The organism is Litchfieldella anticariensis FP35 = DSM 16096 (genome assembly GCF_000409775.1).
Classification (GTDB): domain Bacteria; phylum Pseudomonadota; class Gammaproteobacteria; order Pseudomonadales; family Halomonadaceae; genus Litchfieldella; species Litchfieldella anticariensis.
Genome location: NZ_KE332377.1, coordinates 709,886 through 721,914, shown reverse-complemented (window position 1 = coordinate 721,914; position 12,029 = coordinate 709,886). Strand labels below are relative to the sequence as shown.

Below are 12,029 nucleotides of genomic sequence, written 5' to 3'. Positions count from 1 at the left end.
TGCACCATGTCCCTGCTTGAAGTTTCCGACCTGGACGTGCGCTTTGCCCTGCGACAAGGCGAAGTGCGCGCCCTGCGCAATGTCAGTTTTTCCCTTGACCGTGGCGAGCGCTTGGGGATCGTCGGTGAGTCCGGTGCCGGAAAATCGGTAGCGGCTTTCAGCCTGCTCAATTTGATCGCCAGTCCAGGGTTCATCGCCGGCGGTAGCATCCGCTTCGACGGCCAGGAACTGACCGGCCTGTCTGACCGTGCGCTACGCAAGGTGCGTGGTAATCGCATTTCGATGATCTTCCAGGACCCGATGATGACGCTCAACCCGGTGCTTTCGATCGGTGAGCAGATGATCGAATGTCTCAAGGCGCATCGGCGCATCTCGCATCGAGAGGCTCGGGCGATCGCGTTGCACAAGCTGCAACAAGTACAGATCCCCTCGCCCGAGACGCGTCTGGATCAGTATCCCCATGAACTGTCCGGAGGGATGCGTCAACGTATCATCATCGCCATTGCCCTGCTGCTCGATCCGGACATCATCATTGCCGACGAGCCGACCACGGCATTGGATGTCACCATCCAAGCCGAAATCATGGCGCTGCTGCTGGAGTTATGTGAGAAGCACAATGTCGGTTTGATCCTGATCACCCACGACTTGGGGGTGGTTAGCCAGGTTACCCAACGCATGTTGGTGATGTATGCCGGACGGGTGATCGAGCAGGGCCCGACACGAGAGATCATCAACGATCCACAACATCCCTACACCCAAGGTCTGATGAATGCCTTGCCACAGATGGCGACGCCGGGAGAACGCCTCAATCAGATCCCCGGTAGCATGCCATCGCTATCGAACCTGCCCAGCGGTTGCGCCTTCCACCCGCGCTGCGGTTTCGTCAATGACGCCAACGGCCAGCCGCGCCGTGCCTGCCTGGAACAAGTGCCGGATTTCGTTGATTCCGGCAACTGCCGCGTTGCCTGCCATATGGTGGCCGAAATGCTCGAGGAAGAACAACGCCTCGCCAAGGAGGAAACGTCATGACGCACGTTGCCAATGCCCCCGCTGTTGCTGCTACCGAAACGGCATCCTTCGGGAAGGAGGCATCGACTCAAGCGCTATTGGAAATCCGCGAATTGACCAAACGCTTCTCGTTGTCGGGGGATTTTCTCGAGCAATTACGCTTCAAGGGCGGCCGTCTCGTTCGCCATCAGGAACATGTGCATGCCATCAATGGAGTGAGTTTGGACATCCAGCGTGGCGAGGCGCTATGCGTGGTGGGAGAATCCGGTTGTGGCAAGTCCACCGTAGCGCGCATCGTCATGGGGCTGCTGACACCAAGCAGCGGTGAGATCCGCTACGACGGCAAGCGAATCGATCATCTCACCCCCCGTCAGCTACTGCCCTACCGCAAGCGCATGCAGATGATCTTCCAGAATCCTTATGCATCGCTGAATCCGCGCATGACGATTCAGCAGACGTTGGAAGAGCCGTTGCGCCTGCATCATCCCAACTGGGAGCGCGAGCAGGTACGTGACAAGGTCACCGAGGTCATGACCTCGGTCGGGATCGATCCGGACTGGGGCAAGCGTTTCGGTCACGAGTTCTCTGGTGGACAGCGTCAGCGCATCGCCATCGCCCGGGCCTTGGCGGTCGATCCAGAGTTTATCGTCGCTGACGAACCGATTTCGGCTCTCGATGTCTCGATCCAGGCGCAGGTACTCAACTTATTGATGGATGCCCAGCAGCAGCACCATCTGACCTACCTGTTCATCACCCATGACTTGGCAGTGGTCGAACACTTTGGTACCCGCGTCGCGGTCATGTACCTGGGGACAGTATGTGAAGTGGCGCCGACGGCGACTTTGTTTGCCAGCCCCCGGCACCCTTATACCCAGGCCTTGATGTCGGCGATTCCACGTCTGGAAGACGATCGCCCTCAGCATATTCGCCTCAGCGGCGAGGTGCCCACCCCGGTCAATCTTCCCTCAGGCTGCGTCTTCCATGCGCGTTGCCCCTACGCCAATGAACGCTGTCGAAGGGAAGTGCCGGCATTGATCGCCCAGGGAGACGGAACTCGAGTGGCATGCCATGGCGTCGAGGAAGGACGTCTATAGGGAGCCAAGCTAATGGAAATCCGCTGGCTGGAAGACTTCATCGCCCTGGCCAGGACCCGGCACTTCTCGCGGGCGGCCGACGAACAGAACGTCACCCAGCCGACTTTTTCGCGCCGCATCAAGCTGCTGGAAGAGGAAATGGGAGCGACGCTGGTCAACCGGCAGACCTTGCCGTTGTCTCTGACTCCCGCAGGCGAGGAATTTCTGCAACTGTGCGAACAGGTCACCGACCGTGTGCGACTGACGCGCGAGCGCATCCAAAGGTTGACCGAAGAGCAGGCACGCCGGGTACTGATTGCCGCGCCGCAAAGCCTGTTGTCGCATTTGTTGCCGGACTGGCTGAGGACTCTTGGTCTGGAAGAGCTTGTCGTCCCCTACTTACGGGCGACGAGTTGGCTATTGGCTGATTATTTTCAGGCCTTGGAGCGCAACGAATGTGACTTGGCTCTCTGCTATTGGCCAGTGGAGCGATGCGAATTGGACCTCGATACCAGTGCTTTCCATTATCGCATTATCGGCGAAGAACGACTGGTGCCTCTTTCGGTGGCAGATGATGTCGGTCGGCCACGTTTCTTGCTGCCAGGCAGCCGTCGCTCGCCCTTGCCATTGATGGCCTATCATCCACGTGGCCTACTGAGCTCAGCGATCGCTGCGCACTTGGCCAGACAACCAGAGGCTAGTCACTTCAATATCGTCAACGAGAGCATTCAGACCACCAACGTGAAGGAACTAGTAGGGTTGGGATATGGGGTTGGCTGGTTACCGCAACGCGTTGCCCAGAAGGCCTTGGATGATGGCCATCTGGTTCGTGCCGGAGAAGCACGTTGGGACGTACCGCTGGAGATCCGGCTGTATCGCCACCGCAACCGCCAGCATAGTGGTCTGGAAGCATTATGGGACCGGCTCGATCACATGGAAATGCCGCTGTCCTCCTTATCTTCTTTGCCTGGAGCCTCCTCATGAAAACCGCTGCACTCGCCTCCCTCCATCGGGAGCATCTGGCTGCCTTGGATCACGCCTATGAACGGGTCCTCAATGAACATGGTTATACGGGAGTACTGCTGTATAGTGGCCATGCTCACGAACATTTCGGTGACGACCAGACTGCCAGCTTCACCGGTTACGGGCATTTCATGCATTGGGTGCCACTAGCGGTCATTGAGCACTCTTGGCTGTTGATCCGTCCCGGTCAGCGCCCTCTACTCTACTGGCATGCCCCTCAGGACTTCTGGCATCTACCGCCCGAGTTGCCCGACGAGCCATGGGTGAAACACTTCACTGTCGAACTGACCACCGAGCCCGGGTCCCCGTCTCTACCGAAAGGACGTTTCGCCGTGCTAGGCGATGTGGACAGCGAAACCGCCGCCAAGCTGGGAGCCGAGCTCAATCCTGAAGCATTGACCGTTGCCCTGGATGAACTACGTGTCCGCAAGACCCCTTATGAAGTGGCCTGTTTACGCGAAGCCAATACCTGCGCTTTCGCGGGACACTTGGCAGCTCGCGAAGCATTCGATGCCGGGGAAGCCGAACTCGACATCCAACTCGCTTACCTGGCGGCAAGTCGCCAACGCGAATCCGCCGTTCCCTATCAGAACATCGTTGGCATCAATCGCCATGCTGGCGTACTGCACTATCAGCATTACGACATACAACCACCTCAGAATCAGTGCAGCCTATTAGTTGATGCTGGCCATCGCTATCGTGGTTATTGCGCGGATATCACACGCACGTGGCCTGGCCGTGAATCAAGCGAGCACTTTTCCGCCCTGATCGAAGGTGTCAGCAGCTTGCAGCGGCGTCTGATCGAGTCGCTCGCTCCTGGCCACTCCTATCTGACCATGCATGAAAGAATGCACCGGGAACTGGGAGAGCTATTGGCCGGTCATGAAATAGTATATTGCAGTGCCGACGCGGCTGTTGCACAAGGCATCACCCGTGCCTTCTGCCCGCATGGTTTGGGCCATCTACTGGGGCTGCAGGTCCACGATGTGGCAGGGCGCCGTCGAGCTGATGGAACTCCCCTGCCGGCACCGGCCAATCACCCTGCATTGCGCCTGACCCGGGAGTTGGAAGCCGGCATGGTGCTTACTGTGGAACCTGGTTTCTACGTGATACCCATGCTACTGGCTCCCTTGCATGACAACGCGACTGGCCGCGACATCAATTGGGCATTGGTCGAGGAATTGGCTCCTCATGGAGGCATTCGAATCGAGGATAATGTGGCGATCACGCCGGACGGCCACGACAACCTGACGCCAGGAGATTGAACGAGGCATCAGCCGTTTGCTTGGCCGGTCAGGCACGATAAGCTTAAGAGGGTAAGGTTCCAGCGAGGCCGGCATGTCACGCACCATCGTTCCCGCCGATTTCCGCGCTCCACGTGGGCTCAGCAACCGCCATGTTCAGACCTTGTTGCCGCGGTTGCTGCCCAAGCCGCGACTGGCGCGCGAGACTGAAATCCTCAATTTGCCCGACGGCGACTTCGTCGAATTGGCTTGGGTGCGCCCGGCACCGCTACGTGACGATGCGCCACTGTTCCTGCTCTTTCATGGTCTGGAAGGATCGTTCGACTCTCCTTACGCCAGAGCGCTTCTGGGCATGGCCTCCAGGCGGGGCTGGCGTGCGGTGATGATGCACTTCCGTGGTTGCGGACAAGCCCCCAACCGGCTACCTCGCGCTTATCACAGTGGTGATACGGCCGATGCTTATTGGCTGATCGGACAACTGGCGCAGCGTTATCCGCATGCCATCAAGGTCGCGGCAGGTGTTTCGTTGGGGGCCAACATGCTGGTCAAACTAGTGGCGGAACAGGGTGGCGATGGTCTCGACCTGGCGGGTGCCATTGCCATCAGTGCACCACTCGATCTCGCTGCCAGTGCCGATGCACTTAACAGCGGCTTTTCTCGCTTTTATCAGCGTCGTCTACTCGAGTCACTGAAACGCAAGGTGTCGGCCAAGATGGTCCAAGGCCCCCTGCCGATTTCGCTATCACCTCATCAGTTGAAGGAACTCGACAGCTTCTGGGCCTACGACAATGAGGTAACTGCCCCCTTACACGGTTTCAGCTCGGCAAGCGATTACTATCAACGAGCCTCTGCGGGACGTTTGATCGGCGACATCGAACTGCCGACTCTGATCCTGCATGCTGCCGACGATCCCTTTATGCCCGGAGACCTGTTCGACCGGCTACCAACACCTTCCGATGCCGTGCGGGTTGAGATCGCACGCCAGGGTGGCCATGTCGGCTTCATCGCTTTTCGACGTGGCCGTTTGCGGTCATGGCTGGTCCAACGAGTCGCACGTCAGCTCGACGATTGGGCAACCCTCTTGCCTGCCACCAGCGAATGGCTGCGCGCCGTTCCGATCAGCCGATCGGACAACTGACACCAGTGCCCTTCAACCCACAATATCCTCCTGGGTTTTTGGCCAGGTACTGCTGGTGATATTCCTCAGCCACGTAGAATTTGTTAAGCGGTGCGATTTCCGTCGTGATCTTCCCCTTCCCTGATCCATTCAGGGCTTGCTGAAATTGATCGCGACTGTGTTCAGCCAAAGCCCGCTGATCTTCGCTCGTGGTATAGATCGCTGAACGGTACTGGCTACCGATGTCATTGCCTTGACGCATCCCCTGTGTAGGATCGTGAGCTTCCCAGAATACCCGCAACAATTCCGGCAAACCGATCACATGGGGATCGAAGACCACGCGCACGACTTCGGTGTGGCCGGTCAAACCCGTACAGGTTTCCTCATAGGTGGGATTTGGGGTGAAGCCCCCCGCATAACCCACTGCGGTCACGTAGACCCCAGGCAGTTCCCAGAACAGACGCTCAGCGCCCCAGAAACAACCCAGGCCCACGACCACTACCTCATGCCCCTCGGGAAATGGGGGCAGCATCGAACGTCCGGTCACATGGTGCACGCCACTGACCGTAAGTGGCGTGTCTCGCCCGGGTAGTGCCTGGTCGGCAGTGACCAGATGCTGCTTGCTGGCTGTCCACATGATCTTTGGCCTCATTACTCGCATGTCACATAGTGGGACGTCAGGGACTCTGCTGTGCTTTGCCCAGGCTGAAACTGTAAATCAGGTCCACTCCCTGGGCCACACCGGAAACGGCTTGCAGATAGAGGTTGCGCCACAAGGTGTAACGCAGCGTCAATTCAGCGATTGGCGAGAAGATCCCTACACCATAGCTGACTCGTAAATCCTCGAACAGGTAGCCACTGACCACGACCTGACTCTCTTCTCCGGTGCCCGCCGATTCGAGAGCCAAGTCCTGGATACCAAAGGCCTGGCCAAGTTGACCGACGGCGCCACCGGTGCGAGATAAAGACAGTCCGATCAATGCTGAGGTTAGTGCGCCATCGGTATCACCATCCTCGGGTGCCCTGCCGCGCAACAGGTAAGAAAGCGCCCGGGACTCTTCCATGGCCGGCTCAGAAAAGACTTGTAGATTCGGGGCTTCGGCCGAGCCGCTGACCCGCAGTCCGGCAATCACATCGTCTTCAGTGGCATTGGGATTGCGAATCGCCTCGAACTGCAATAGTGGCTGATCCGCTGGACCACTGAAAATTATTTGCCCCTGGCGTATCAGCAGATCCTGACCGAAAGCGCGGAACCGGCCGTCAATCAGATTGACATCACCGAAAAGCTGCACTGGCCCCGAGCGTTGGCGCACCTCGAGGTTGCCTTGCAATCCTGCCTCCAGTCCATAGGCTTCGAGCTGCATATCAGGCCCTAGCACCAGATCGATACGTACATCGATGGCCATGCCTCTATTGGCCAGGGTATCGGCCGCCTCCTCTCCAGCGCCCGCTTCACCCTGTTCGGCAGCACGCTCCGCTTCACGTCGGGCACGCATTTCGTCGCGCTGTGTGATGATGACCTCGTCACTGCTGGGAGTGGTCGCCGACGTCGGAACCTGACCAACTTTCAGACGCGCCCAGGGAACTTCAACGCGCCCCCGAACCCGCAATAGGCTAGGGTCAATATCGATTTGTAGATCGGGGGCAAGACGCAGACGCCCAAACGCCGGTAGAACCGCCAGCAAGGGGTCTTCCTGGCCATCGATATTTATCGATGCCTCCCAGTCATCACTGCTGGGCCAGGCAGCATCGCCACTGATGGCAAGACGTCCCTGTTCGGCAGCGATAAAACCATCGAGAGTACCGCGATCGCCGTTCAAACGAACATTCAGCTCCCCATTTCTCACTTCCACCGGAACCTCTCCGCCCCGAGCCCGTAGCCCCGAAAGACGAATATCGCCATTCAAGAGCGGCGTTTGCATATTACCGCTGATGGCAACGTCTCCGGATATTCCTCCGCGTAACTGCTCCATGCCGGCAACCAGCGTGCGATAGGGTGCCAGCCGAATATCATCGGCGACCAATCGACCACTGATATCTCCTCGGGTCATAGGTTCGTCAACAGCAATCTCGAGACGTATCCGTCCTGCTCCAGACAATGTCACCTCGAGATTGGCATCGGCCCGTGCTTGGTTCGCCTCGGCAGTCAATGAAATACTGGACTCTGGCAACTCCCAAGGCTGGCCGTAAGCATCCAAGCCACTTAGCGTCAGGCCGCTGTCGAGCTGGGCGTCCACTGACCATTGGGTACCACCTTGTCGCCAGCCGATGGTAACGTCGGCTCGGCTATTGCCAGCGAGTTCCCAGTCCTCGGGAACCATTTCATCGAGCAATGCCATTGGCAACTCACGCAGGGCCAGCACCGCCCTACCTTGAGTGGCGGACGCTTCGAGAGGTTCGTCGACACACAACTCCCCACCCTGCGAGCGACGCAGGCAAAATGGCTGAACCCTGACGCGATTGGTGCCAATATCGGCGACGAAGGTCATTGGCGAGTCGAGACGGATATCGCCATGCTCGCTATCAACCTCCAATGGGGCCAGTCGTCCACTGTAACGGGTACGCTCAGCATTCATGGAGCCTTCTAGAGCCAACCCAACTCGCGAGAGCGGCATACCCCGCCCGGCCTGGGCATCCAGGGTCAGTCGATGTGATGACAATCGCCCATCAAGTGCTAGGGCGACGGTGGTGAAACGCTGACCGCCGGCATTGAGCCGCTCGATATCCAGTTGCACATCCAGATCCGGATCGTCGAGTCCGTTCATGTTGGCTGCCAGCGTCAGGCGCCGCAGACGGTTTCCGGCGAACCGCAGCTCCTCACCCTGCAAGTCCAGCTCCATCTGTGGAACTTCAAGAGTTCCAGCGACATTGAAATCACCGCGCAAAGCCCCGGCAAGTTGTGGAGAGAGCGCTTCCAACGCTGGCGCCTGAAGATCACCACTCAACGACAGTCGTTCACCGATTCGCCCTTGAGCATTCAATCGGTTGTCACCCTGGCGGAAATTGAATTGCTCGATCTGCCACTGCATATCGCTATTTCCCGTCAGACGGGCATCGAGCTCCATCGGCAACTCCTGGAGTTGACCGCGGATCGCCAGTTCGGGAACTGCAACACGCCATCCTTGAAAATCCTGCGTGAAATGCAGCTCGGCCGTGCCACTTAGACGTCCCTTTACCGCCTCGGTAACCAGAGCCGGATCGAGATTGGACAGCCTGAGCCCGGCCCTGATGGCCAAGCCATCGACCCAACGAACATCACCGTGACTGATCAGAGAGCCACGCTCCAACGCTAGCGATATGGGGGACCAGGCGAAGTGGTGCCGATCGCCACTTCCTGTCAACGCTAGTTGTGCTGCTGGAATCTCAGGACCTGAAGCCTGCACCGACAGCGCCGCCTGGTACCCCTGTAGATCGCCCTCGACTCGCGCCACGAGTTGGCGGAAGCGGTATGGATCGGTAGCACTCTCTGGAGTGTCGCTTTCCGTTGTGGCAGCAGCACCTGGCAACGGCCACACCAGTTCATCCGCACGCAGTGTGGCAGTGAATGGCAAGGTAGGATCGAGGGCGTCGAGCTGAGCGCTCAATGCCAAGGCAACGGGTCCCTTGGTCTCCAGATCCAGAGAGAGATCAGCCAAGTTGCCACTAGCCTGCAGCTCCAGGCGCTCACCGGCAAGCTCGGGCATGATCTCGGGGAGCATGAGTGTGCCAGTCAAGTGGGCTTCGAGGGGGTAATCGTCACGCAGTTCGACGTGCGCTGTCAGTTCAGCGTCGGCATCGATGCTGCTCAAGCTCAATGGCTCGATGCTCACTTCCTGATCGCGTGCGTCAAGGGTCAAGGCCAGGCGTTCGATGCCATATTCGAAGGGGCCAGCGATCCGGAAATCCTCGACCACCAAGCTTGGCACCTCGATGGCCAGCGGCAGGTGAATCTCCGGCAGCGAGAGACGGTCACGCTGGTCGAGTGGTAACATCTCTCGTTCTTCCTGACTCTCAGTCATGACAGGCGACGGCGACTGTGCCGCAATGGCGGCATCGATCGATTCCGCCGTCAGTTGCCTGGCTGACGGAGTCCCTTCTTCCTCGGCCTGCTCACTTGCCGACAGAGCCAGCCTGGCACCTGGTGACAAAGGCAAGCTCAAACGGCCTCCTTGCCAACGAGTCGGTGCCAAGTTCAGGGTATCTCCCTCGGCGCGTGCGCCGGTGTTGAAGTGCTCCCACTGCAGACGAGTGCCGTCAGCCAATTGAATGTCGACATCGACCAACGACAGGGCTCGGATCTCAATGGGGAACGGCAGCGCGAAGGAGCCAGGTTGCATGGCCGTATCGCCTGTTTCCTCATCCTCCTCGGAAGTGCCCTCACTTCTCGACACCTGGATGCTAACCCCTTGAAGAGCCAGGTCGTCGACACATAGCCGGCCACTCAAGACACAGTCTTCCGCCCAGTCGAGGACCAAGTGCTCGAGTGCAATGCTGGCGGGACCGGCGTCGACCCGAAATCCTCGGAGCTCCAGCCGATCCAAGGGTGCGCCTTCGACGCTTTCGTACTGAAACCAACCTCGCGCTTGCCCTTGCTCCAGCAATATATCGGTTCCCCAAGGCGACAAGGCCAGGCCGAGAATGAAGATCACCAAACCCAGCAGCCACAGGGGGAGCAAGATCAGAATGCGCAACAATGCCCAGATCGGCACCATGATCCTCAAAACTCTGGGCCGATTGCGAAGTGTATGCGCCACGACTTCTCCTCGTCATCGAAGGGGTGAGCAATGTCGAAACGGATCGGCCCCACTGGTGATATCCAACGTACACCGAGACCGGCACCCGTATTGAGCTCGCTGGGCCACCAATCATTGAAAGCATCACCGACGTCAACAAAAGCGGCTCCCCACCAGTCACCGGTCACACGACGTTGAACTTCCAGACTGGTGGTGAACAGTTGCTGGCCGCCAAGCAAATCCCCTTCCTCGTCGCGTGGCGCCAGGCTTTCGTAGGAATACCCTCGAACGCTGCGGTCCCCGCCGGCAAAGAAGCGCAATGAAGGTGGAATCTTGTCGAAATCCTCAGTACTGATTGCTCCCAGCCCGATACGGCCGACGAAGCGGGTATTGCTGCCAAGCATGCGAATCCATTGGGAGTCGAGGGTAGTCCGAAAGAAGTTAGCATCCGATCCCCAGGCGCGGTTCGAGTACTCGAACGCTAGCCGTTGACGATCGCCCCAGGTGGGGAAGCGGGGATTGCGAGTACGTATTCGCGACCAACTGATGCCGGGGTACAACAGAAAGACTTGGGCCGATTCATCCGCCTGGGTGAAGTCTTCGAAAGTAGAGCGAAGGTAGAGACTCTGCACCCAATCATTGTCGAACTGCCAGCGACGAGCCAGTTCCACAGAGGCTTCCATGCTTTGCGTGTCTTCGTTATCGCGCTGTCGGAAGCCATATTGCAGGCGGTAGCTGTCTCGCAACGGATCCTCTAACGGCATGATGTACTCGCCGGTCAGGCGCTGGTCGGGAGCCGCCAGGAACAGATCATGGTTCAAGCTGTGGCCGGCGCTGTTCAACCAGGGCCGGTGCCAGGAAAAGCGCAACCTGGGACCAACGTCGGTGGCATAACCGATCCCCGTCTCGAATTGATGTCGATCCGCGGGAACCAGGTTGACATCGAGCGGAACATCCAGACTTCGCCTACCTCGCAGTGACAATGCGCTATTCAGTGCGGTTGCGTCGATAACGGGCCCAGTAGGCTGAACAGAAGGGGAAGGGACACTCCCTTGGCGTTCTACCTGCTCCCACCAGTGGCTGGGAGAAGATGACAAGGCCAGTGTCTCTTCTTCGCGCAACCTTGGGCGTATGGCAATGGATGAAAACCACTCGCTCTGACTCAGTCGTTGGTTGTATTCGGCGAGTTGGGCTGCCAGATAAGGTTCCCCTGGTGAAAAAGGCAGCATTTGCCGCAAGCGTGCCTCATCGATCTGGCTACCGTGATAGTCGATCTCGCCAAAACGATAGCGATCGCCGCTATCAAGAATGAGGTAGAGTCGAGCGCTTTGCTTCCACGGACGCACTTCCATTCGCCGCTCGAGAAAAATCGAATCGAAATACCCGCGTTCGAGGGAAAGGCTGGACAATTGATTGCGAAGCCGGTCATACGGCGCGTGCCGCAAGGGATCGCCTTCAGCGAGAGGAAAAGCATCGAGCACATCGCGGAAGGCACTATCATTTTCGGCCTCGCCACGGACCTGGATATCCAGCGCTGAGATCTTGACCCGCGGCCCCGGGTCGATCGTCACATTGACCGAGTCGGGTTTTTCGCCGACGAATTCGAGAACGATGTCGGGTTCATAGTAGCCGTAAACACGTAATGCCTCACCCGTCCGCCGGCGCACTTCTCCTTCGAGACGGCTGCGACTGTACTGGGTTGCATCAAGTCCTTCCAGATAGTTCGAAACGTTGTCTTCGGGAGCGCCTGTCAACCCTTCGACTCGCGCCTCCAAAGCCAAGGTGGGTAGCGTCAAGCATGAACTCAACGCCGCCACACCCAATGGCGCAAGTATGCGATGTCCCATATCAC

At 58.5% G+C, this 12,029-nt stretch carries 8 protein-coding genes; 5 read left to right on the top strand and 3 right to left on the bottom strand.

Going from position 1 to position 12,029, the window contains the following annotated elements:
* Positions 1–6 precede the first annotated feature (6 nt).
* The 5 genes from L861_RS03305 to L861_RS03285 all read left to right on the top strand — a co-directional run bounded on the left by L861_RS03305 (position 7) and on the right by L861_RS03285 (position 5,486).
* Positions 7–1,029 carry an ABC transporter ATP-binding protein gene (locus L861_RS03305; RefSeq protein WP_016415138.1) on the top strand — a complete coding sequence of 341 codons (1,023 nt, stop codon included), beginning with the start codon at positions 7–9 and terminating at the stop codon, positions 1,027–1,029.
* The gene (locus L861_RS03300; RefSeq protein WP_016415137.1) at positions 1,026–2,102 is read left to right on the top strand and encodes an ABC transporter ATP-binding protein; all 1,077 of its coding nucleotides are present in this window, start codon (positions 1,026–1,028) and stop codon (positions 2,100–2,102) included. The genes L861_RS03305 and L861_RS03300 overlap by 4 nt, the downstream gene beginning before the upstream one ends.
* Before the next feature lie 12 nt (positions 2,103–2,114).
* A complete protein-coding gene (locus tag L861_RS03295) occupies positions 2,115–3,065 on the top strand; it encodes a LysR family transcriptional regulator (RefSeq protein ID WP_016415136.1) in 951 nt (316 codons plus the stop codon).
* The gene (pepQ, locus tag L861_RS03290; RefSeq protein WP_016415135.1) at positions 3,062–4,369 is read left to right on the top strand and encodes a Xaa-Pro dipeptidase; all 1,308 of its coding nucleotides are present in this window, start codon (positions 3,062–3,064) and stop codon (positions 4,367–4,369) included. The genes L861_RS03295 and pepQ overlap by 4 nt, the downstream gene beginning before the upstream one ends.
* Positions 4,370–4,442: 73 nt before the next feature.
* On the top strand, positions 4,443–5,486 hold the full coding sequence (locus L861_RS03285) for a hydrolase (protein WP_016415134.1): 1,044 nt from the start codon (positions 4,443–4,445) through the stop codon (positions 5,484–5,486).
* Here the strand turns inward: L861_RS03285 and msrA are convergent.
* The 3 genes from msrA to tamA are packed head-to-tail and all read right to left on the bottom strand — an operon-like array spanning position 5,467 to position 12,024.
* Positions 5,467–6,102 (bottom strand): peptide-methionine (S)-S-oxide reductase MsrA, encoded by a 636-nt coding sequence (gene msrA / locus L861_RS03280; RefSeq protein ID WP_016415133.1) that lies wholly within the window; start codon positions 6,100–6,102, stop codon positions 5,467–5,469. The two genes, L861_RS03285 and msrA, sit on opposite strands and share 20 nt — an antisense overlap.
* A 40-nt stretch (positions 6,103–6,142) precedes the next feature.
* Positions 6,143–10,198, bottom strand: a complete 4,056-nt coding sequence (gene tamB / locus L861_RS03275; RefSeq protein ID WP_236617037.1) for an autotransporter assembly complex protein TamB — start codon at positions 10,196–10,198, stop codon at positions 6,143–6,145.
* The gene (tamA, locus tag L861_RS03270; RefSeq protein WP_016415131.1) at positions 10,162–12,024 is read right to left on the bottom strand and encodes an autotransporter assembly complex protein TamA; all 1,863 of its coding nucleotides are present in this window, start codon (positions 12,022–12,024) and stop codon (positions 10,162–10,164) included. The genes tamB and tamA overlap by 37 nt, the downstream gene beginning before the upstream one ends.
* Positions 12,025–12,029 lie beyond the last annotated feature (5 nt).

Bases quoted from the DNA above. Each gene is read 5' to 3' on its own strand.
- L861_RS03305 (WP_016415138.1), top strand. From the start codon at position 7: ATGTCCCTGCTTGAAGTTTCCGACCTGGACGTGCGCTTTGCCCTGCGA.
- L861_RS03300 (WP_016415137.1), top strand. From the start codon at position 1,026: ATGACGCACGTTGCCAATGCCCCCGCTGTTGCTGCTACCGAAACGGCA.
- L861_RS03295 (WP_016415136.1), top strand. From the start codon at position 2,115: ATGGAAATCCGCTGGCTGGAAGACTTCATCGCCCTGGCCAGGACCCGG.
- pepQ (WP_016415135.1), top strand. From the start codon at position 3,062: ATGAAAACCGCTGCACTCGCCTCCCTCCATCGGGAGCATCTGGCTGCC.
- L861_RS03285 (WP_016415134.1), top strand. From the start codon at position 4,443: ATGTCACGCACCATCGTTCCCGCCGATTTCCGCGCTCCACGTGGGCTC.
- msrA (WP_016415133.1), bottom strand. From the start codon at position 6,102: ATGTGGACAGCCAGCAAGCAGCATCTGGTCACTGCCGACCAGGCACTA.
- tamA (WP_016415131.1), bottom strand. From the start codon at position 12,024: ATGGGACATCGCATACTTGCGCCATTGGGTGTGGCGGCGTTGAGTTCA.